This is a genomic window from Phenylobacterium sp. RIFCSPHIGHO2_01_FULL_69_31 (assembly GCF_001824475.1).
Classification (GTDB): domain Bacteria; phylum Pseudomonadota; class Alphaproteobacteria; order Caulobacterales; family Caulobacteraceae; genus Phenylobacterium.
Map to the genome: position 1 here is coordinate 114,273 of NZ_MHXN01000039.1, position 19,121 is coordinate 133,393.

Genomic DNA, 19,121 nt, shown 5'->3' on the forward strand with positions numbered 1-19,121 from the left:
TCGCGGATTTCGCAGATCGTGTTGTCGGAATAGCCTGGCCTCGCACGTCCTCGGGTTGGGAGGTGATCAGATGACCGAAGCCATCCAACTGCTCGTGGGCACCCGCAAAGGCGCCTGGATCTATCGCAGCGACGCGGCCCGGGAAGCCTGGCAGGTCGAGGGACCGATGTTCCTGGGGCAGATCGTCAACCACTTCGTCCGAGACCCGCGCGACGGCCGCACCCTGCTGATGGCGGCCTCCACCGGCCACCTGGGGCCGACCATCCTTCGCTCCACCGACGGCGGCGCGACCTGGAGCGAGGCCAGCCGCCCGCCCGCCTTCCCGAAGGGCGATCCTCACGGCCGCTCAGTGGACCATTCGTTCTGGCTGGAGCCCGGCCACACGGAAGAACCCGGCGTCTGGTGGGCCGGCGTCTCGCCACCCGGACTGTTCCGCAGCGCTGACGGCGGCGACACCTGGGAGAGCGTCGAGGGGCTGAACAGCCATCCGCAGGTCATGGACTGGTTCCCCCCTCAAGGCGGCACCCCGGACGGGGCGATCCTGAACCAGGTGATCGTCGACCCGCGCGACGCCCGTCACATGTATCTGGCCACCTGTTCGGCCGGCGTGCTGGAGACCACGGACCAGGGCGCGACCTGGCGGCCGCTGAACCGGAACGTCCGCTGCGACTTCCTGCCGGACCCCTATCCCGAGTTCGGCCAGGACAGCCACTTTGTGGCCCTGGCGCCCACCGACCCCGACCGGCTCTGGCAACAGAACCACTGCGGCGTCTATCGCCTGGACCGTCCGGGCGAGCGCTGGGAGCGGATTGGCGAGGCCATGCCCAAGGAGATCGGCGACATCGGCTTCACGATCGTGCCGCACGCCCGCGATCGCGACACGGCCTGGATCTGGCCGATGGACGGCACCGAGGTCTGGCCGCGCACCAGTCCGGGTGGACGGCCCGCCGCCTATCGTACGCGCGATGGGGGCGCCTCGTGGGAGCGGCAGGATCGCGGCTTCCCGACCGAACAGGGCTGGTTCACGGTGAAGCGCCAGGCCTTCTGCGCCGACGCCGCCGATCCGATGGGGCTCTACATCGGCACCACCGGCGGGGAGATCTGGATGAGCGGCGACGAGGGCGAAAGCTGGCGCCAGATCGCCGCCCACCTGCCCGAGATCTACTCGATATCGGCGGTCCCGGCCGGATGATCCGCGTCTCGATCCCCTCGCAGCTGATCGCCTACACCAACGGCGCGACGCGGGTGGAGGCCGAAGGCGCGACGGTCGGCCAGGCGCTGGACGACCTCGACCGCCGCTACCCTGGCCTCAAGTTCCGCGTTATCGACGAGCAGGACCGCATCCGCCGGCACATGCGGATCTTCGTCGGGCAGGACGAGGCGCGCACGACTGCGGCGCCCGTCCCGTCCGGCGGCGAACTTCTGATCTTCGGGGCCCTGTCGGGCGGCTAAAGGCCTAGAGCGACATGATCCCCTTACGGGGCGTGGGCGTCGCGACCGTCTCGGCGGAAAGCGGGGCGCCGACCGCCGCGAGCGCGGCGCGGCGGCCGGCCGGGGTGGCCGCGATCTGCGCGTCCTCGAACCGGCGCAGATCCGCCAGCGCCGGGTGGGCCAGGACCCGCGCCACATAGGCCGCTGTGAGCGGCCAGCGATCATCGATGGCGAACCCGACGAAGCCGGCATTGCGGAAGAAGGCGCCGAGCGCGATGTCGGCCAGCCCGATCGTTCCGAACAGGAAACCTTCCACCGGGACCTCGCCCTCGAGGTAGTTCAGCACCGCCGGAGCGTCTTCGGCCAGCGTCTTGTCCACGCGCGCCTGATCGCCGGGCTCGTTCCACACGGCAGGGTGGGCGAACAGCGGGTAGAAAAGCCCCCAGATGAAGACATCTCCCATGCGGGTGTCGGCGAACTCTTCCAGCCAGCGAGCGCGGGCGCGGGCGCGCGGGTCCGCCGGCAACAGAGGATGGCCGGGATAGGCTTCGTCCAGGTACGCGCAGATCACCGAGGAGTCGCAGAGCTGCAGATCCCCATCCAGCAGGACAGGTATCCGGCGCAGGGGGCTCATCCGGCTGAAATCGTCGTCGCCGAAGAAGGGCGTGATCGGGTCGATTTCATAGGTCAGCCCCTTCAGCGCAAGGCATGCGAGCACCTTGCGCACATATGGACTGACGTAGCTGCCGATGACCTTCACGAACCCCTCCTGCGACCCGAGGCTCAGGTTGTGACCTCGGATCGCAGGCGCAAGGGCCAGTTGGTCAGAAGCGGAGCGCGCGAGCTTCCTTCACGTGCGGCAGGCCTTGGATCTTGGCCAGCAGCGCCTCGGTGGGCTCCTGGTCCACGCCCACCAGGGCGATGGCGTCGTCGCCCGCGTCGATGCGGCCCAGGTTGAAGGTGGCGATGTTGACGCCCGCCTCGCCCAGCAGGCCGCCCAGCGCGCCGATGAAGCCCGGCTTGTCCAGGTTGTTGATGTACAGCATCCGCGGCGCGAACGGGGCGTCCAGGTCCATGCCCTTCACCTCGACCACCCGGGGCGCGCCGGCCTGGACCGTCCCGGCGAACGAGCGCTTGCCCTTTTCGGTCGTGACGGTGATGCGCACCAGGCTCTCGTAGATCGGCGAGTCGTCCTGCTTGCTCTCCGAGACGGTGATGCCGCGCTCCTTCGCCACCGCCGGGGCCGAGACCATGTTGATCTCGGCCAGCATCGGCCGCAGCACGCCGGCCAGGGCCGCGGCGCTCAGCGGGCGGGTGTTGAGCTTGGACACCTCGCCCTCGAAGGCGATGTCCACCGACTTGATGCCGAAGTCGACCATCTGGCCGGCCAGGGCGCCCAGCTTCTCGGCCAGGGCCACGAAGGGCTTCAGGCGCGGGGCCTCCTCGGCGGTGACCGAGGGGCTGTTCAGGGCGTTGGTGACCGCGCCGGTGAGCAGATAGTCGCTCATCTGCTCGGCCACCTGCAGCGCAACGTTCTCCTGGGCCTCATTGGTCGAGGCGCCCAGGTGCGGGGTGGCGATGAAGTTCTCGGCGCCGAACAGCGGGTTCTCCTTGGCCGGCTCCTCCACGAACACGTCGAAGGCCGCGCCGCCGACATGCCCCTCGTCCAGCAGCTTGCGCAGCGCCGCCTCGTCCACCAGGCCGCCGCGGGCGCAGTTGACGATCAGGACGCCCTTCTTCGTCTTGGCGAGGTTCTCGGCCGACAGGATGTTGCGCGTCTTGTCGGTGAGCGGGGTGTGCAGGGTGATGATGTCGGCCCGGGCCAGCAGCTCCTCCAGCTCGACCTTCTCCACGCCGATCTCGACGGCGCGTTCGGGCGAGAGGAAGGGGTCGTAGGCGACCACCTTCATTTTCAGGCCCAGCGCCCGGTCGGCGACGATGCCGCCGATATTGCCGGCCCCGATGAGGCCCAGGGTCTTGGCGTAGAGCTCCACGCCCATGAACCGGTTCTTCTCCCACTTGCCGGCCTGGGTCGACTGGTCGGCGGCGGGCAGCTGGCGGGCCAGGGCGAACATCATCGCAATGGCGTGCTCGGCGGTGGTGATCGAGTTGCCGAACGGGGTGTTCATGACCACCACGCCGGCGGCGGTGGCGGCGGGGATGTCGACGTTGTCGACGCCGATGCCGGCGCGGGCGACGACCTTCAGGTTCTTGGCGGCGGCGATCACGTCCTTGTCGACCTTGGTGGCCGAGCGGATGGCGATGCCGTCGTACTCGTGGACGATCTTCAGCAATTCGTCCTTGGGCAGGCCGGTCTTCACGTCGACGTCGACGCCGCGCTGTTTGAAGATGTCGATGGCGGCGGGGCTGAGCTTATCGGCGATGAGCACGCGGGGCATGGTGAATCTCCTCGGGAGACGCCCTCCCGGCCGCGCCGGGAGGGGTGATGTGTCGATGGGGGCGTGGAGCCGCGCTTAGGCGGCTTGCAGGTCGGCGACGACGGAGGCGAAGGCCCAGTCGAGCCAGGGCGTCAGCGCGTCGAGGTCGGAGGTCTCGACCGTGGCGCCGCACCAGATCCGCAGACCGGGAGGGGCGTCGCGATAGCCGCCGACGTCGAGGGCCACGCCCTCCTTTTCCAGCACCGCGGCCAGCTTCTTGGCGAAGTCGGCCTGGGCGTCGGCCGACAGGCCGGTGACCCGCGGGTCGACCACCTTCAGGCACACGGAGGTGTTGGAGCGGATGTCCGCCGTCTCGGCCAGGAAGGCGACCCAGTCGGTCTTGGCGACCCAGGCGTCCAGCACCGCCAGGTTGGCGTCGGCCCGGCGCTTCATCTCCGTGAACCCGCCGATGGCGGCGGCCCACTTCAGCGCATCAACCGCGTCCTCGACGGCCAGCATCGAGGGCGTGTTGATGGTGGCGCCTTCGAACAGGTCGAGCGTCACCTTGCCGCCCTTGGTCATGCGGAACAGCTTCGGCATGGGCCACGGCGGGCTGTAGCTCTCGAGACGGGCCACGGCGCGCGGCGACAGGATCAGGACCCCGTGCGCGGCCTCGCCGCCCAGGGCCTTCTGCCAGGAGAAGGTGACGACATCGAGCTTGGGCCAGTCCAGGTCCTGGGCGAAGGCGGCCGAGGTCGCGTCGCAGATCGTGATGCCTTCGCGGTCCGCGGCGATGAAGTCGGCGTTCGGCACCCGGACGCCCGAGGTGGTGCCGTTCCAGGTGAAGACCAAGTCGGCGTCCTTGCGGACCTTCGAGAGGTCGGGAAGCTGGCCGTAGGGCGCGTCCAGCACCTCGGCCTCGATCTTCAGCTGCTTGGTGACGTCGGTCACCCAGTCCTTGCCGAAGCTTTCGAAGGCCAGCAGCTGCACCAGGCGCGGACCCAGCATCGACCACAGGGCCATCTCGACGGCGCCGGTGTCGGAGCCGGGCACGATGCCGACGAGGTAGTCGTCGGGCACGCCCAGCACCTCGCGGGTGCGGTCGATGGCTTCCTTCAGGCGCGCCTTGCCGATCTTCGACCGGTGCGAACGGCCGAGGACGGCGTTGCTGAGATTTTCGGGATTCCATCCGGGGCGCTTGGCGCACGGGCCGGAAGAGAACTCGGGGCGAGCCGGACGCATGGCCGGCTTCGGCGTGGTATTCATAGCGATGTCTCCCATCCTTGCAGATGAGCAGCGCCCCGTTGGGAGGGCGTGGCCCGCCGGCCAAAGGCGCTCGTTTGTGCTGCAGCGCAAGAGAAACTTTTCTAACGACCTGTGAAGGCAGGCTGCCGCCGAGGCGCAGCTGAGCCCGCCTGCGTCAATATGGTCCAGGCGCAGGAGCTGCCCGCGGACGCGCGGACCCCCGGGGGCGCGGGACGCTGGGTTTAGGCGGCGGCCTGCGACGCGCTCGCCTTTGCGCGACGCCGCCAGGCCACGATCGTGCCGATGACCAAGCACCAGCTGATGCCGCTGAAATTGATGTTGTTGATCAAGGCGTTGAGATAATCGCCGGTCGGCCGCTCGGTCACCATGTAGTACGAATGCATGGCGAACTGGGCGGCGAAGAACAGCATCACCCCGCCCATCCACGGCGCGACGTAACGGACCGTCACCACAAGCAGGCCGAGGGCGGTGAGGCCGTCGTTGACGAGGCGGATGATGTCGTCGCTAGCGGGGGCGAGCCAGTGGCTGGCCTCGCCGATCAGGGCGTTCACCAGAACGATGACCCCCGCCGCGCGCTCAGCCTTACCGCCCTTCCAGAGCGCGAAGAGCGCGCCCAGGACGGAGAAGGCGTTGATCAGCAATCGGACGGAGATGTCTGGCATGATTAAGCGCCCCTAATGCGAATTAGAGGCGCCTAACCAGTTAATCTATTGCAATGATCCGTCAGGTAACCGACGGAAAGGTCGGTTAACCGACCTCGCGCATGGTCGTCTGGTGACGAACCGCGCCTTCGGCCGGCTTGTCCATGCCGCTCATCTTCGTGCGGATGCCCAGGCGAAGCTTCGCTTCGTTCAGTTCGTTGTGGACGGCGACCATGGCGGAGCGAGCTTCGCTGAGCGCCTTCATGGCTTCCATCATCTTGACTTGCACGTCGTCGGCGAAGACCAGCGAGGTCTTCACGTCCTGGCGAGCCTTGAGCATTTCGCCCATCAGTTCAGTAGCTTCGATCAGAGCGCCGTCGACCGCGGCCTCCGTCGAGAAGAGCTTGTTGGCCACGCGTTGGGCCACGAACGCTTTTTCCATGTGGATACACCCCTTAAGTTACCCGACACTCGTTAAGGTAAAGCAAAGGTTACTGCGCACGCAATGGATTCAGGACTCGTTAACCATGTTTTCTGATGCGGCCAGTTGTAGCGTGGCGCCAAAGGCACAGTTTTGAGTGAAAAGGCGGCAAACTGCCCGCCGCGACGGAAGCGAAGCGTTAGGACTATCGGTCTATCCCTGCGGGCATGAACCTGCCGGGGGACACGTCTGGAAACGGCGCGCCGAAGAGCGCGGCCCCGACGGCGACGTTCCATGCGCGCGTGGCCGGCGTCGGGCTGATCACCACGGTGGTGGTCCTGGTCGCCGCCTGCCTGACCTTCATGCTGCAGCAGTGGGCCATCGCCCGCACGCAATCCCACAAGTTCCACGAAGGCCTGACCGAGATCGCCGCCCAGATGGCGGGCCCCTCGATGGCGCCCGCCAGCCGCATCGACCTCAACCGCGCCATCGCCGCGGTGCAGGCCAGCAAGGACGTCGTCTCCGCCCACGTCGTGGACAGCACCGGCCGCGAGCTTGCCAGCTTCAAGAGCCCCGAGCCCGCCACGGGCGCCACGGAGGCCCTCACCCGTCCCATCGTTCTGGACGGTCGGACGGTCGGCCAGTTCACCCTGACGGTCGAACAGCCGTCGCTCCGGCCGATGCTGCCGCAGTTCATCGCCCTGACCTTCGTCCTGCTGTTCGGCGGCGTCGGCGTAGCGCTGTTCCTGGCCCGCAGCCTGGCGCACCGGGTGATCCAGCCGGTGCAGAGCCTGTCGCAGGCCATGCATGAGGTCGCCGCCGGCGGCAGCTTCACCCCCGTCAAGGTCGACGCCTCGGACGAGCTGTTCCAGAGCCTCACCGAGAGCTTCAACCACCTGCTGGGCAAGCTGGGCGAGCGCGAGGACGACCTGAAGCGCGCGATGCGCGAGCTGGAGCTGGCGCGCGACGCCGCCAACGCCGCCAATGTGCTGAAGACCCAGTTCCTGGCCAACATGAGCCACGAGATCCGCACGCCGCTCAACGGTGTCCTGGCGATGGCCGAAGTCATGGCCCTGGGCCAGCTCGACCAGGTGCAGCGCGACCGGCTCGACGTGATCCGCCGCTCGGGCGGCCTGCTGCTGGCCGTGCTGAACGACGTGCTCGACCTGTCCAAGATCGAGGCCGGCAAGCTGAACCTGTTCGAGGAGGACTTCGACGCCGAGGTCGCCATCGACGGCGCGCGCGAGAACTTCGAGATCATGGCGCGCGCGAAAGGCCTGGGCTTCTCGGTCACGATCGCCGAAGAGGCCAAGGGCTGGTGGCGCGGCGACGCGGACCGCCTGCGCCAGATCATCGGCAATCTGCTGTCCAACGCGGTGAAGTTCACGCCGCAGGGCTCGGTCGGCGCGACGGTGGACGTCAACGCCGCCGGCGGCCTGCGGATCGTGGTGCGCGACACGGGCGTCGGCATCTCGCCCGAGAAGCTGCCCAGCCTGTTCGAGAAGTTCACCCAGGCGGACAATTCGGCCACCCGGCGTTTCGGCGGCACGGGCCTGGGTCTAGCGATCTGCCGCGAGCTGACCCAGATGATGGGCGGCTCGATCAATGTGGAGAGCCTCGAGGGCCAGGGATCGACCTTCACGGTCGAACTGCCGCTGAGCCGCGGGCGCCCGGCGTCGGCCGACGGGAACGAGTCCGCACAGTCCTCCGACGACGGCGACCTGCGCCTGCTGGCCGCCGAGGACAATCCGACCAACCAGCAGGTGCTGGCGGCGGTTCTGGGCTCGCTTGGCATCGAGGTGCACATCGTCCCGGACGGCCGCGAAGCCGTGGAGGCCTGGCGCACGGGCAGCTACGACCTGATCCTGATGGACATCCAGATGCCGGTGATGGACGGCATCACCGCCGCCTCCGCCATCCGCGAGGCTGAGAAGACCACCGGCCGCCGCCGCACGCCCATCGTGGCCCTGACCGCCAACGCCCTGACGCACCAGGTCGAGGAGTACCTCGCGGTCGGCATGGACGCCCACGTCGCCAAGCCGATCGAGATCGCCAAGCTCTACGACGCCATCTCCGCGGTGCTTAACGCCGCCGCGACCGGCGGTGCGGGCGCGTCCCGGGCCGGCGCGGCGGCCTGACCGCCAGCTGAACGTCCTGCAATCTAGGTGAACCTCGCCCAACGGCGAGGCTCAGACGCGCGTCAGGCGCGGCGTGGTCTCTTGTCGTCACTGAAGGCCGACCCCCGGTCGACACGGACTAAGGAGACCAGACATGAAGACCCTGATCGCCGCTCTGGCCGCCGTCACTGCCGTGACGGCCGTCGCCGCCCCGGCCATCGCCACGGCCCAGCCCTACGATCGTTACGAGCACGCGCGGCACGACCGCGGCGCCTACAACCTGAACCAGCGTCAGGACGAGCTGAACCGCCGGATCGCCTGGGGCGTCCGGACGGGCGCCCTTACCCGCGGCGAAGCGGCTGACCTGCGCGACCAGGCGCGGAATATCGCCCGCATCGAGGCCCGCTACCGCGTCAACGGCCTGAACAGCTGGGAGCGCGCCGACCTCGACCGCCGCTTCGACCGCCTCGACACCCGCATCGGGCGCCAGACGCACGATCGGGAGTACGGGTACGGCTACGGCCATCGCCGCTAACCGCGGCGCCTGACACCCGCCCTCTCGGCGGAGACTGGACGCCCCCGGAGCCTCGGCTTCGGGGGCGTCTGCGCGTTCTGGACCCTGCGCCTTCAGGGCTCTGCGCGCAGCGTGCTTTCCATCATCGTCACCGCCCGGCCGCGCAGCAGGACGCGATCGCCGCGGTGCTCGCACTCCAGGTCACCGCCCCGGCCGGGATAGGCCTGGTGGAAGCGCACGGTCGCACGGCCCAGTTTCTGCGCGAAGAGCGGCGCCAGGATACAGTGAAGCGATCCCGTGCAGGGATCCTCGGGAATCCCAGAGCCGGGAGCGAAGAACCGGTCGACCACATCGTGGGGCCCGGCCTTCGCCAGCGCCGCCACGCCGACGTTGCCGCGGCCGCCGGTCGCCTCGCCGGAGATGCGGTTCAGCGCCGGGATGTCCGGCGTCAGATTCCGCACTGTCCCTTCGTCGTCGAACAGGGCGACCAGATAGGACGAGGCCCACACCTCGCTGGGCTCGGCACCCAGCGCTTCGGCGAGACCCGCCGGGACCGCGGTCTGCACCGGCGGCTGGGCGGGGAAGTCCATCTCATACCCCTCGCCGGCCCGCGCGACCGTCAGGGCGCCGGAATTGGTGTCGAAGGTGAGCCGGTCCGCAGCGACGCCGAGCTCGGCGAAGAGCGCATGGCCCGCCGCCAGGGTCGCGTGGCCGCACAGCGGCACCTCCAGCAGCGGCGTGAACCAGCGCAGGCCGAACCGGGCCGGATCGTCGGTCCGCAGAAGAAAGGCGGTCTCCGCCTGGTTGTTCTCGGCCGCGAGGGCCTGCATCCAGGCTGCGTCCGGCCAGGCGGCGAAGGGCTCGACCACGCAGGCGGGGTTCCCCCGGAACGGGCGGTCGGCAAAGGCGTCGACGGTCCACTGGCGCAAGACTGGCCTCCTCGAAAACGGCCCCAGGACTTGCGTCGGGACGACCGGGGCGGCAAGGGCCAGTTCCGGCGCGGCGGACCGGCAGGAGGGGTTCGATGACCTACGAGGTGAGCGACGATCCCGCGCGGTTCGACCTGGCCCGGGCGCATCGCTGGATCTCGACCGAGAGCTACTGGGCCGAGGGCATCCCGCTGGAGACCTTCGCCAGGTCCTGCGCCAACAGCTTGGTCGTGGGCGCCTATGCGCCGGACGGGACCATGGCGGCCATGGCGCGGGTGGTCACCGACCGGGCCACCTTCGGCTGGGTCTGCGACGTCTTTGTGGACGCAGGCCACCGCGGCGCAGGCCTCGGCAAGCAGATCATGGCCTACCTCCGGGCGCACCCGGATCTGCAGGGCTTCCGCCGCCTGCACCTGGCCACGCGCGACGCCCACGGCCTGTACCGGCAGTTCGGCTTCACCGACCTGACGAGCGTGGAAAACTGGATGGAGATCCGCGACCCCGAGGTCTATCGGCGCTGATCGGCGACCACCTCGATCTCCGGCCAGCGGGCCTTGGCGGAGGCGGCGATGCGCGGGAAGTTGGCGGAAGGCCCGTTGGGATTGGGCCGCAGCCGCCGGGCGAACAGATCCTCCAGGCCGAAGGGCGCCACCATGCTGAGGCGGTCGTCGGGCTCCAGCTTCACTCCCACGGCGAACATCGGACTGACGAACCGCTCAGGCGCCTCAGCCGAGCTGGAGAGCGGGGCATAGGGCTCGCCGAACTTGCCCTCGAACCAGACGTGGACCCGCGCCTGGTTGCGCACTTCCACCATCTCGCGGAGCGGCGGTTCGAACGCCGCCGCCACGCGCCGGATCACCACGTCCTCGGCCTCGTAGGAAATGTCCGACCCATCGAAATAGCCGACGTCGTAGTCCTTGATCCCGTAGTCCAGGTCGCGGCCGCCCAGGTGATTCAGGACCCGCTGGTACACCGCGCCCGAGAACAGCAGCCAGTCCGGCAGGTCCAGCTCGCGCAGGGTCGTCAGCACCCGCATCAGCGGCGCGGACTGGCGCAGAACGTCCTCGAGGCGGCGCTCCAGGCTCATGCACGCCCCCGCAGCGGCCAGGCGTGGTCCAGCGGTCCGTGGCCGGCGCCCAGGCCGGGCGCGCGCAGCATCGCCTCGTGGACATAGTCCCAGGCCCGCGCCACCGCCGCGACTAGGGGCAATCCCTGGGCGAGGCCGACGGCGCAGGCCGAGGCCAGGGTGCAGCCGGTGCCGTGGGTGTGCCGGCTCTCGATCCTCTCGCCTTCGAAGGCGGTGTCGCCCTGCGCCGTCATTAGAACGTCCACCACGCGCTCGCCCGGCACGTGACCGCCCTTCATCAGCACCGCCTTCGCGCCCGCCTTGAGCAGCGCGTCGCCGGCGCGGCGGAGGTCGTCGGTGGTCGCGACTGCCAGCCCGGTCAGCGCCTCCGCCTCGGGCGCGTTGGGCGTCAGCAGCGTGGCGCGCGGGATCAACAGCTCGCGGACCGCGGCCACCGCATCGGCCGCCAGCAGCGAGGCGCCCCCCTTGGCCACCATCACCGGATCGATCGCCGCCGGGACCGCCGCCTCGTCCAGGAGCCGGGCCACCAGTTCGACCGTGGCGGCGTCACCCAGCATGCCGGTCTTGATGGCGTCGGCGCCGATGTCGGACAGGACCGCCCGCGCCTGCGCCTCCACCACGTCGAGCGGGATTGGATGGACGCCGGTGACGCCGAGGGTGTTCTGGACCGTGACCGCCGTAATCGCGGTGGCCGCATAGCCGCCCAGCGCCGTGACCGTCTTGATGTCGGCCTGGATGCCCGCCCCGCCCCCGCTGTCGGAGCCGGCGATGATCAGGACGCGGCCAAGGTTCTGCATGTCTCGCAGTTAGGACGCCCGGGCGGCAAAGTGCATCCGGATTTGCGAACTATCCCCAACCGGCAGCGCCTGCGCCGCCTTGATCCGGCTCATGGCGGACGGGGGCTCATGCGGGCAAGTGATGTGAAAAGCGGAGAATCCGGCCCATGACCCACCCCTGCGAGAGCTGCGGCATGCCGATCGAGGACGGGCGCTACTGTCAGTACTGCGTCGACGACAACGGGGCGCTGCAGGACTTCGACACCCGGTTCAGCCGCATGGTGGAATGGCGGTTGCGCGAAGTGGGCGGCGACCGCGCGGCCGCCGAACGCGACACTCTCGCCCACATGGCGACCCTGCCGGCCTGGCGGGATCATCCCAGGGTCAAGGCCGCACGCTAGCGTCCACCAGCGATCGCCGCCTGCACGGTCAGGGCCTGAACCGTCTCACGCACGTCGTGCACGCGCACCGCCGCCACGCCCGCCGACGCGCCAGCCAGGGCCGCCGCGATCGAGCCGCCCAGGCGCTTATCCACCGCCGCGCCGGGGTCGAGGGCGCCGATGAACGCCTTGCGGCTGGCGCCCAGCAGCACCGGGAAGCCTAGGGCGACGATCCGATCCAGCCCCGCGAGCAGCGGCAGGTTGTGGCGCAGCGGGTGCTTGCCGAAGCCGATGCCGGGATCCAGCCAGATCTTCTCGCGCGCCACCCCCGCCGCCATGGCCGCCTCGGCCCGCTGGGCCAGGAAGGCCGCGACCTCGGCGACAACGTCGTCGTAGCGCGGCTCGGCCTGCATGGTGCGCGGCTCGCCCTGCATGTGCATGAGCACCACCTCGCAGCCCAGCTCGGCGGCGGCGGCCAGGCTTTCGGGCGCGTAGCGAAGCGCCGCCACGTCGTTCCAGATGCCGGCCCCGGCCGCCATCGCCGCTCGCGCCACCTGCGGCTTCATGGTGTCGACCGAGATCGGCACGTCGCTCTCGGCTCGGAGCGCCTTGATCAGGGGGACGAGGCGCTCGATCTCGACCTCAGCGGGGACGGGGTCGGCCCCGGGCCGCGTGGATTCCGCCCCGATATCCAGAATGTCGGCGCCGTCGGCGATGAGCCGTCGCGCCTGCGCCAGCGCCGCCTCAGGCGCGAGGAAGCGACCGCCGTCGGAGAAGCTGTCCGGCGTCGCGTTGACGATGCCCATGACCTTTGGGCGGGCGAGGGTCGGTGGTGAAACGTTCATGCGCCCGGCCGTCATAGCGCCAGCGCCGCGACGGAAGAAAGCGCTGCGGCGCGCCACAAACGAAAAGGGCGGCCGCCTGCGCGACCGCCCTTGTCTTTACCTCTGGCCTGGACCCTTAAGCCGGTTCGGCGCTGGGCTTGGGCGAGATGGGCACCGCCACGGACGGACCGGTGGGGCGCTTGGCCTCGCTCTCGTCGCGGTGGGGCGGGACGCCCTTCAGCGCATTGACGATCTCGTCGCCGGTCAGGGTCTCGTACTCGAGGAGGGCCTTGGCCAGGGTGTGAAGGTCGTCCAGCTTCTCGGTCAGGATACGGCGCGCTTCGCTCTCGCCGCTCTCCACCAGCCGCCGGACCTCTTCGTCGATGATCTTGGCGGTCTCTTCTGAGACGTTCTGGTTGCGCGCGACCGAGTGGCCCAGGAACACCTCTTCCTGGTTCTCGCCGTACTCGACCGAGCCCAGGCGCTCCGAGAAGCCCCACTTGGTCACCATCGCCCGGGCCAGCTTGGTGGCCTGGCTGATGTCGGACGAGGCGCCGGAAGTGATCTTGTCCTTGCCGAAGATGATCTCCTCGGCGACGCGGCCGCCGAACAGGATGGCCAGGCGCGAGGTCATCTGCTCGTAGGACATCGAGAACTTGTCCCGTTCCGGCAGCTGCATGACCATGCCCAGGGCGCGGCCCCGCGGAATGATCGTGGCCTTGTGCACCGGGTCGGTGGCGGGCACCGACAGGGCCACCAGGGCGTGACCGCCCTCGTGATAGGCGGTGAGCTTCTTTTCGTCCTCGGTCATGACCATGGACCGCCGCTCGGCGCCCATCATCACCTTGTCCTTGGCGTCCTCGAAGTCGCGCATGGTGACCATGCGGCGGTTCTTGCGGGCGGCCATCAGGGCGGCCTCGTTGACCAGGTTGGCCAGGTCGGCGCCCGAGAAGCCGGGGGTGCCGCGGGCGATGACCTTCACGTCCACGTCGGCCGCCAGGGGCACGTTCTTCATGTGGACGCGCAGGATGCGCTCGCGGCCGTTGATGTCGGGGTTCGGCACCACGACCTGGCGGTCGAAGCGGCCGGGACGCAGCAGGGCCGGGTCCAGCACGTCGGGACGGTTGGTGGCGGCGATCAGGATGATCCCTTCGTTCGCCTCGAAGCCGTCCATCTCGACCAGCAGCTGGTTCAGCGTCTGCTCGCGCTCGTCGTTACCGCCGCCCAGGCCCGCGCCACGATGGCGGCCCACGGCGTCGATTTCGTCGATGAAGATGATGCAGGGGGCGTTCTTCTTGGCCTGTTCGAACATGTCGCGCACGCGGCTGGCGCCGACGCCCACGAACATCTCCACGAAGTCCGAGCCCGAGATGGTGAAGAACGGCACGCCCGCCTCACCCGCGACGGCGCGGGCGATCAGGGTCTTACCGGTGCCGGGCGGGCCGATCAGCAGCGCGCCCTTGGGGATCTTGCCGCCCAGGCGCTGGAATTTCTGCGGGTCCTTCAGGAAGTCGACGATTTCCGTCAGCTCTTCCTTGGCCTCGTCCACGCCGGCCACGTCCTCGAAGGTGACGCGGTTCTTGTTCTCGGTGAGCAGGCGCGCCTTGGACTTGCCGAAGCCCATGGCCCCACGGGCCCCACCCTGCATCTGGCGCATGAAGAAGATCCAGACGCCGATCAGCAGCAGGATCGGCAGCGAATTCAGCAGCAGGCCCACCAGCGTGATCCCACCGGCGGCCTTCACCGTGATGTCGGCGCCCTGCGACTCCAGCCGCTTCACCAGGTCGTCCTGGTTGTTGGGCGTCACGGCCCGGAAGGTGCGGTTCGACTGGTCGGTCACCTGGACCATCGGGCCCTGGATCTCGGCCTTCTTCACCTCGCCGGCGTTCACCTTCGAGAGAAGCTGCGAGTAGGTGACCTCGTGGGCCCCGGCGGCCCCGCGGCCGCCACCCGTCATCATGCTGTAGAGGCCAATCAGGACGACGACGATGACGCCCCAGATGACGAGATTTCGCATGTTCATATGAGGACAGATCCCTCGAAAGCGGCGGTCAGGCCCACAAGATAGGACGCCGACCGGTGATAGACCATTAAACGCCGGCCGCCCGCGACCGTACATCGCGCCTTAGCCGTATACGCAAAAAGGGCCGCGCCGGTGGCGCAGCCCTTCAAATAAGCATCATTCGTGCCAGGTTTTAGACCTGGATCAAATCAGCGCGTCGGCTTCTTCGGCGCGGCGATCAGGCCTTCGCGCTGGGCGCGCTTGCGGGCCAGCTTGCGGGCGCGGCGCACGGCTTCCGCCTTCTGGCGGGCGCGCTTTTCCGACGGCTTCTCGTAGTGGACGTGCCGCTTCATTTCGCGGAACGAGCCTTCGCGCTGCATCTTCTTCTTCAGCGCCTTCAGGGCCTGATCGACGTTGTTGTCGCGGACGAAAATCTGAACCAGAGGAACCTCTCCTGCGTAACGCTAGCCGCCCGCCTCGACCGGCAAAAGGCGGCGAGCGTGCAAAAATGGATCGCCCGAAGGTGTGACCCTTCGGGTTTGAGCGCGGGCAATTAGCAGAAGGCGGATGCGATGTCCACGCGTTCGCCGTACAAAGCAACCATGATCATCGCCGCGCAGGACTGGGCCGAAGCCGCCGAACAGGCGCTCCTCGACGAAACGCTGAAACTGGCGCCGGTCCACGGGTGGACCCGGCGCACCGCCGTGCTGGCCGGGAAGGCCCAGGGCATGTCGCCCGGCGAGACCGAACTCCTGATACCGCACGGGCCCGCCGACCTCGCCGCCCTGCTCTCGCGCCGGCACGACGCCCGCGCCCTGGCGACCCTGGCCGAGGTCCACCCCTCGAACCTGAAGATCCGCGAGCGGATCCGCCGGGCGGTGGAGGCGCGCCTCGACGCCTCGGCCCAGGACGAGCCGGCCCTGCGCCGCTGGATGGGCTTCCTGGCCCTGCCGCAGAACCTGGCCCTGGGCTCCCGCCTCGCCTGGGAAAGCGCCGACGTGCTCTGGCGCTGGGCCGGAGACGAGGCCACGGACGAGAATCACTATTCAAAGCGCGCGATCCTGGCGGGGATCCTGACCGGCGCGATGGCGATCCGCATGACAGCGGGCCGCAAGGAGGCGCTCGAGTTCGCCGACCGGCGCATCGAGAACGTCATGAGCCTCGAAAAGTGGAAAGCGACGACCACCATCCGCCCGAGCCGCTGGCTCAGCGGGGCCGCTGAGACCCTGGCCCGGGCCCGGTACGGAAGCGCACCGCCTCAGGCGTGAGGGTTCTCGAAGATCGTCTCCACCGGCTCGCCGAACAGCGCGGCGATCCGATAGGCCAGGTCCAGCGACGGATCGTGCTTGTCGCTCTCGATGGCGATGATCGCCTGGCGCGAGACCCCTAGGCGCTCGCCGAGGTCGGCCTGGGTCCAGCCGCGGCCCGCGCGCAGGTCCTTCAGCCGGTTCCTCACCGGGTGGTCCGCACGAACGGCGAGACCAGGCCGTAGCAGAGCCAGAAGAGCATGTAGATCACATAGCCCGGCACGTGCGGGGCGCGGGCGTACTCTTCCACGAACCCCCAGGCGGTGAAGATCGCCATCGCCGCCCCCGACGCCAGGATGAACCGCTTGGCCGTCAAGGCCCGGACGAACTCGTCCGCGTCGTTCATCAGGGCCAGGGTCGCCCAGAGTTGGCCCACCACCGGGGCCGCCACGGCCAACCCCAACAGCCACGATCCCGGCGCGCTGCGATCGTCGAACGCGCCGCCGATCGCAGCGATGTTGATGGCCACGTAGGGGACCATGAAGGCGATGGTCCGGGTCACGTAGCGGCGGTGGGCGATGTCCATGGCCATGAAAGCGCGCTCCTTGAATGTCAGGTTAACCTGACATGCGAGGAATGTAAGGTCAACCTGACATCTCTTGCCTCCCCTTATGGGGAGGGAAGGTTCACAGCGCCTTGAGCTTGTTCACGTGCCCCATCTTGCGGCCGGGCTTGGGATCGCGCTTGCCGTAGAGGTGTATGCGGGTGTCCGGCTCGTGGGCCAGCTTGCTCCAGGCCTCGGCCTCGTCGCCCAGCAGGTTCAGCATCTCGACGCGGGCGTGCGGGACGGTGGGCGCCAGGGGCCAGCCGGCCACCGCGCGGATGTGCTGCTCGAACTGGTCCGCCGCGCAGCCGTCCTGGGTCCAATGGCCGGTGTTGTGGACGCGCGGCGCGATCTCGTTGACCAGCAGCGTGCCGTCCTTCAGCTCGAACAGCTCGATCCCCACCACGCCGACGTAGTTCAGGCCCTTGAGGATGCGCGCGGCGATCTTCTCGGCCTGGAAGGCGAGATCCTCGCTCACCTGGGCAGGCGCCAGGCTGCGGCGCAGGATGCCGCCCTCGTGATGGTTCTCGGCCAGGGGATAGACCGCCGTCGCGCCGTCGCGGCCCCGCGCGGCGATGATCGACAGCTCGCGGACGAAGTCGGCCGGAGCCTCCAGGATGACCGGAACCCCGCCCAGTTCGGCGAAGGCGGCCGCGGCGTCGGCGGCGTGCTCCACCCAGCGCTGGCCCTTGCCGTCATAGCCTTCGCGGCGGGTCTTCATCAGCACGGGCGCGCCCATGGCGGCGGTGGCGGCCACGGCCTCCTCCGCCGTGTCGGCGGACGAGAACGCGACGGTCGGCGCGCCGCTGGCGTTGAGGAACTGCTTCTCGGCGATCCGGTCCTGCGCCACGGCGAGGGCCTCGGGCCCGGGCGCCACCTCGACACCCAAGGACTGGAGCTTGAGCACCGAGTCGGCGGGCACGTTCTCGAACTCGAAGGTCACCACCTGGGCCACCGCGGCCAGCTGCTCCAGCGCCGCCGGGTCGTCGTAGGCGCCGACGATCGTGTGGGCCGCCACCCGGCCGGCCGGGCTGTCGGCGTCGCGCTCCAGCACGGCCACGTCGAAGCCCAGGCGCGCGGCGGCCAGCGCCAGCATGCGGCCGAGCTGCCCGCCCCCCAGGATGCCGAGGGTGGAGCCGGGGGGAAGCGGAAGCGTGGCCATCTGTCTCTGCTCTACTCGACCGCCTCGGAAACGCTCGCGGTCTGTTGTTCGGCGAAGGCGCTGACGCGGTTCGCCAGGTCGGCGTCCGACAGGGCCAGGATCCTGGCCGCCAGCAAGCCGGCGTTCTTGGCGCCCGCCTCGCCGATGGCCAGCGTCCCTACCGGGATGCCGCCGGGCATCTGGACGATCGACAGCAGGCTGTCCATGCCCTTCAGCGCCTTGGACTCCACGGGAACGCCCAGCACAGGCAGGTCGGTCAGGGAGGCGGTCATCCCCGGCAGATGCGCCGCGCCGCCGGCGCCGGCGATGATCACCTTGAAGCCCGCGGCCTTGGCCCCGCGGGCGAAGTCGTACATCCGCTGCGGCGTGCGGTGGGCCGAGACCACCCGGGCCTCGTAGGCGACGCCCAGCCCCTCCAGCATCTCGGCGGCGTGGCGCAGCACGGGCCAGTCCGACCGGCTGCCCATGATGATGGCGACAGGCGCGCTCATGATGTGTGGAATCCCAAGGCGTCCCCGAAAGGCGGCGGAGTATAGGCGCCGCCTTTGCCCGCACAACTCGCCACGGTTAGAATCCCTTAACCGCGGTGACGTCGAATGGCGTTAACCATTCGGGGATGACGATGAAGGTCGGCGGCGCACGCAGCGAACCCATAGCGGCCAACCGCCGCCGCGTCGCCACGCCGGCGGCGGCGGCCGGGCTTGCCGCGAGCCAGCCGATCGACCGCGCCACGTTCATGGGCGTCACCCGCGCCGAGATGACCCCGGCGGTCCAGGCCGCGATCCAGAGCCTGCTGGGCGAACTCGACGACCTGAAGGCCGAGGTCGACCGGCTGAAGGCGCGCCTCGAGGAAGCCGAGGGCCTGGCCGATCGCGACCCCCTGACCCCGCTCCTGAACCGCCGCGCCTTCCTGCGCGAGCTGGGCCGCGCCCGGACGTTCGCCCAGCGCCACGGCTTCCCGCTGAGCCTGGTCTACTTCGATCTCGACGGCTTCAAGGCGCTGAACGACCGCCTCGGGCATTCGGCCGGCGACGCCGCCCTGCATGCCGTGGCCGAACGCCTGGTCGCCAATGTGCGCGAGAGCGACGTGGTGGGCCGGATGGGGGGCGATGAGTTCGCCGTGGTGCTGATGCCCGCGGACCAGGCCGCCGCGGAGGCGCGCGCCGGCGCCCTCGCCCACGCCATCGAACAGGACCTGCACCTGCCCGGCGCCGCCGACGCGCGCCTGCGGGTCAGCTACGGCGTCCGCGAGATCGGGCCGGAGATCGACCCGGAATCCCTGATCGCCCAGGCGGACGCAGCCATGTTCGACGCCAAGCGCCAGCGCAAGGCCGGCTAAAGG

Annotated in this window: 23 protein-coding genes; 8 read left to right on the forward strand and 15 right to left on the reverse strand. The window is 69.3% G+C overall.

Features of this window, described 5'->3' with window-relative positions; translation table 11 throughout:
- Positions 1–70 precede the first annotated feature (70 nt).
- Both A2790_RS21025 and A2790_RS21030 read left to right on the forward strand, forming a co-directional pair.
- Positions 71–1,192: a glycosyl hydrolase gene (locus A2790_RS21025; RefSeq protein WP_293395992.1), complete on the forward strand. Its 1,122-nt coding sequence runs from the start codon at positions 71–73 to the stop codon at positions 1,190–1,192.
- Positions 1,189–1,452 (forward strand): MoaD/ThiS family protein, encoded by a 264-nt coding sequence (locus tag A2790_RS21030; RefSeq protein WP_293395995.1) that lies wholly within the window; start codon positions 1,189–1,191, stop codon positions 1,450–1,452. The genes A2790_RS21025 and A2790_RS21030 overlap by 4 nt, the downstream gene beginning before the upstream one ends.
- A 4-nt stretch (positions 1,453–1,456) precedes the next feature.
- Here the strand turns inward: A2790_RS21030 and A2790_RS21035 are convergent, their stop codons facing one another.
- The 5 genes from A2790_RS21035 to A2790_RS21055 form a co-directional block, all read right to left on the reverse strand.
- Positions 1,457–2,191, reverse strand: coding sequence for a glutathione S-transferase family protein (locus tag A2790_RS21035; protein ID WP_293395998.1), 735 nt, complete (start codon positions 2,189–2,191; stop codon positions 1,457–1,459).
- A gap of 64 nt (positions 2,192–2,255) precedes the next feature.
- Positions 2,256–3,830, reverse strand: coding sequence for a phosphoglycerate dehydrogenase (gene serA, locus A2790_RS21040; protein ID WP_293396001.1), 1,575 nt, complete (start codon positions 3,828–3,830; stop codon positions 2,256–2,258).
- A 75-nt stretch (positions 3,831–3,905) separates the two neighbouring features.
- The gene (locus A2790_RS21045) at positions 3,906–5,075 is read right to left on the reverse strand and encodes a phosphoserine transaminase (protein ID WP_293396004.1); all 1,170 of its coding nucleotides are present in this window, start codon (positions 5,073–5,075) and stop codon (positions 3,906–3,908) included.
- A gap of 221 nt (positions 5,076–5,296) precedes the next feature.
- Positions 5,297–5,737 carry a hypothetical protein gene (locus A2790_RS21050; protein ID WP_293396008.1) on the reverse strand — a complete coding sequence of 147 codons (441 nt, stop codon included), beginning with the start codon at positions 5,735–5,737 and terminating at the stop codon, positions 5,297–5,299.
- Between the two features lie 85 nt (positions 5,738–5,822).
- The gene (locus A2790_RS21055; RefSeq protein WP_068874656.1) at positions 5,823–6,158 is read right to left on the reverse strand and encodes a hypothetical protein; all 336 of its coding nucleotides are present in this window, start codon (positions 6,156–6,158) and stop codon (positions 5,823–5,825) included.
- A 206-nt stretch (positions 6,159–6,364) separates the two neighbouring features.
- On the opposite strand from A2790_RS21055, the gene A2790_RS21060 reads away from it, so the two are divergent.
- Positions 6,365–8,275, forward strand: coding sequence for an ATP-binding protein (locus tag A2790_RS21060; RefSeq protein WP_293396013.1), 1,911 nt, complete (start codon positions 6,365–6,367; stop codon positions 8,273–8,275).
- 133 nt (positions 8,276–8,408) lie between these two features.
- On the forward strand, positions 8,409–8,789 hold the full coding sequence (locus A2790_RS21065; RefSeq protein ID WP_293396016.1) for a hypothetical protein: 381 nt from the start codon (positions 8,409–8,411) through the stop codon (positions 8,787–8,789).
- 92 nt (positions 8,790–8,881) lie between these two features.
- Here the strand turns inward: A2790_RS21065 and A2790_RS21070 are convergent, their stop codons facing one another.
- A complete protein-coding gene (locus tag A2790_RS21070; protein ID WP_293396019.1) occupies positions 8,882–9,697 on the reverse strand; it encodes a PhzF family phenazine biosynthesis protein in 816 nt (271 codons plus the stop codon).
- A 95-nt stretch (positions 9,698–9,792) separates the two neighbouring features.
- On the opposite strand from A2790_RS21070, the gene A2790_RS21075 reads away from it, so the two are divergent.
- On the forward strand, positions 9,793–10,218 hold the full coding sequence (locus A2790_RS21075) for a GNAT family N-acetyltransferase (RefSeq protein WP_293396022.1): 426 nt from the start codon (positions 9,793–9,795) through the stop codon (positions 10,216–10,218).
- Here A2790_RS21075 and A2790_RS21080 read toward each other — a convergent pair.
- Positions 10,206–10,784, reverse strand: a complete 579-nt coding sequence (locus A2790_RS21080) for a nucleotidyltransferase family protein (RefSeq protein ID WP_293396025.1) — start codon at positions 10,782–10,784, stop codon at positions 10,206–10,208. The two genes, A2790_RS21075 and A2790_RS21080, sit on opposite strands and share 13 nt — an antisense overlap.
- Positions 10,781–11,581: a bifunctional hydroxymethylpyrimidine kinase/phosphomethylpyrimidine kinase gene (gene thiD, locus A2790_RS21085; protein ID WP_293396028.1), complete on the reverse strand. Its 801-nt coding sequence runs from the start codon at positions 11,579–11,581 to the stop codon at positions 10,781–10,783. The genes A2790_RS21080 and thiD overlap by 4 nt, the downstream gene beginning before the upstream one ends.
- A gap of 146 nt (positions 11,582–11,727) precedes the next feature.
- On the opposite strand from thiD, the gene A2790_RS21090 reads away from it, so the two are divergent.
- Positions 11,728–11,961 carry a zinc ribbon domain-containing protein gene (locus A2790_RS21090; RefSeq protein WP_293396030.1) on the forward strand — a complete coding sequence of 78 codons (234 nt, stop codon included), beginning with the start codon at positions 11,728–11,730 and terminating at the stop codon, positions 11,959–11,961.
- Here the strand turns inward: A2790_RS21090 and folP are convergent.
- The 3 genes from folP to rpsU form a co-directional block, all read right to left on the reverse strand.
- Positions 11,958–12,785, reverse strand: coding sequence for a dihydropteroate synthase (folP, locus tag A2790_RS21095; RefSeq protein WP_293396032.1), 828 nt, complete (start codon positions 12,783–12,785; stop codon positions 11,958–11,960). The two genes, A2790_RS21090 and folP, sit on opposite strands and share 4 nt — an antisense overlap.
- Positions 12,786–12,900: 115 nt before the next feature.
- Positions 12,901–14,787, reverse strand: coding sequence for an ATP-dependent zinc metalloprotease FtsH (gene ftsH, locus A2790_RS21100; protein WP_293396034.1), 1,887 nt, complete (start codon positions 14,785–14,787; stop codon positions 12,901–12,903).
- 188 nt (positions 14,788–14,975) lie between these two features.
- Positions 14,976–15,209, reverse strand: a complete 234-nt coding sequence (gene rpsU, locus A2790_RS21105; RefSeq protein WP_068874644.1) for a 30S ribosomal protein S21 — start codon at positions 15,207–15,209, stop codon at positions 14,976–14,978.
- A gap of 129 nt (positions 15,210–15,338) precedes the next feature.
- Between rpsU and A2790_RS21110 the strand changes: the two genes are divergently transcribed.
- Positions 15,339–16,034 carry a COQ9 family protein gene (locus tag A2790_RS21110; RefSeq protein ID WP_293396036.1) on the forward strand — a complete coding sequence of 232 codons (696 nt, stop codon included), beginning with the start codon at positions 15,339–15,341 and terminating at the stop codon, positions 16,032–16,034.
- Here the strand turns inward: A2790_RS21110 and A2790_RS21115 are convergent.
- From A2790_RS21115 to purE, 4 genes are all read right to left on the reverse strand, one after another.
- The gene (locus tag A2790_RS21115; protein ID WP_293396038.1) at positions 16,025–16,222 is read right to left on the reverse strand and encodes a helix-turn-helix transcriptional regulator; all 198 of its coding nucleotides are present in this window, start codon (positions 16,220–16,222) and stop codon (positions 16,025–16,027) included. The genes A2790_RS21110 and A2790_RS21115 overlap by 10 nt on opposite strands.
- Positions 16,219–16,605, reverse strand: coding sequence for a hypothetical protein (locus tag A2790_RS21120; protein WP_293396040.1), 387 nt, complete (start codon positions 16,603–16,605; stop codon positions 16,219–16,221). Before A2790_RS21120 ends, A2790_RS21115 begins: the two co-directional genes overlap by 4 nt.
- Positions 16,606–16,699: 94 nt before the next feature.
- Entirely contained in the window at positions 16,700–17,779 is a 1,080-nt protein-coding gene (locus tag A2790_RS21125) for a 5-(carboxyamino)imidazole ribonucleotide synthase (RefSeq protein ID WP_293396042.1), read from the reverse strand.
- An 11-nt stretch (positions 17,780–17,790) separates the two neighbouring features.
- Positions 17,791–18,270: a 5-(carboxyamino)imidazole ribonucleotide mutase gene (purE, locus tag A2790_RS21130; RefSeq protein WP_293396044.1), complete on the reverse strand. Its 480-nt coding sequence runs from the start codon at positions 18,268–18,270 to the stop codon at positions 17,791–17,793.
- Positions 18,271–18,395: 125 nt separating this feature from the next.
- Between purE and A2790_RS21135 the strand changes: the two genes are divergently transcribed.
- The gene (locus A2790_RS21135; RefSeq protein WP_363081422.1) at positions 18,396–19,118 is read left to right on the forward strand and encodes a GGDEF domain-containing protein; all 723 of its coding nucleotides are present in this window, start codon (positions 18,396–18,398) and stop codon (positions 19,116–19,118) included.
- The last annotated feature ends 3 nt before the right edge of the window (positions 19,119–19,121 follow it).

Coding starts and splice junctions, on each gene's coding strand:
- A2790_RS21030 (WP_293395995.1), top strand. CDS start 1,189: ATGATCCGCGTCTCGATCCCCTCGCAGCTGATCGCCTACACCAACGGC.
- purE (WP_293396044.1), bottom strand. CDS start 18,270: ATGAGCGCGCCTGTCGCCATCATCATGGGCAGCCGGTCGGACTGGCCC.
- A2790_RS21065 (WP_293396016.1), top strand. CDS start 8,409: ATGAAGACCCTGATCGCCGCTCTGGCCGCCGTCACTGCCGTGACGGCC.
- serA (WP_293396001.1), bottom strand. CDS start 3,830: ATGCCCCGCGTGCTCATCGCCGATAAGCTCAGCCCCGCCGCCATCGAC.
- A2790_RS21025 (WP_293395992.1), top strand. CDS start 71: ATGACCGAAGCCATCCAACTGCTCGTGGGCACCCGCAAAGGCGCCTGG.
- A2790_RS21135 (WP_363081422.1), top strand. CDS start 18,396: ATGACGATGAAGGTCGGCGGCGCACGCAGCGAACCCATAGCGGCCAAC.
- A2790_RS21110 (WP_293396036.1), top strand. CDS start 15,339: ATGTCCACGCGTTCGCCGTACAAAGCAACCATGATCATCGCCGCGCAG.
- A2790_RS21120 (WP_293396040.1), bottom strand. CDS start 16,605: ATGGCCATGGACATCGCCCACCGCCGCTACGTGACCCGGACCATCGCC.
- A2790_RS21125 (WP_293396042.1), bottom strand. CDS start 17,779: ATGGCCACGCTTCCGCTTCCCCCCGGCTCCACCCTCGGCATCCTGGGG.
- A2790_RS21060 (WP_293396013.1), top strand. CDS start 6,365: ATGAACCTGCCGGGGGACACGTCTGGAAACGGCGCGCCGAAGAGCGCG.
- A2790_RS21075 (WP_293396022.1), top strand. CDS start 9,793: ATGACCTACGAGGTGAGCGACGATCCCGCGCGGTTCGACCTGGCCCGG.
- folP (WP_293396032.1), bottom strand. CDS start 12,785: ATGAACGTTTCACCACCGACCCTCGCCCGCCCAAAGGTCATGGGCATC.
- A2790_RS21045 (WP_293396004.1), bottom strand. CDS start 5,075: ATGAATACCACGCCGAAGCCGGCCATGCGTCCGGCTCGCCCCGAGTTC.
- thiD (WP_293396028.1), bottom strand. CDS start 11,581: ATGCAGAACCTTGGCCGCGTCCTGATCATCGCCGGCTCCGACAGCGGG.
- A2790_RS21090 (WP_293396030.1), top strand. CDS start 11,728: ATGACCCACCCCTGCGAGAGCTGCGGCATGCCGATCGAGGACGGGCGC.
- A2790_RS21080 (WP_293396025.1), bottom strand. CDS start 10,784: ATGAGCCTGGAGCGCCGCCTCGAGGACGTTCTGCGCCAGTCCGCGCCG.
- A2790_RS21050 (WP_293396008.1), bottom strand. CDS start 5,737: ATGCCAGACATCTCCGTCCGATTGCTGATCAACGCCTTCTCCGTCCTG.
- ftsH (WP_293396034.1), bottom strand. CDS start 14,787: ATGAACATGCGAAATCTCGTCATCTGGGGCGTCATCGTCGTCGTCCTG.
- A2790_RS21055 (WP_068874656.1), bottom strand. CDS start 6,158: ATGGAAAAAGCGTTCGTGGCCCAACGCGTGGCCAACAAGCTCTTCTCG.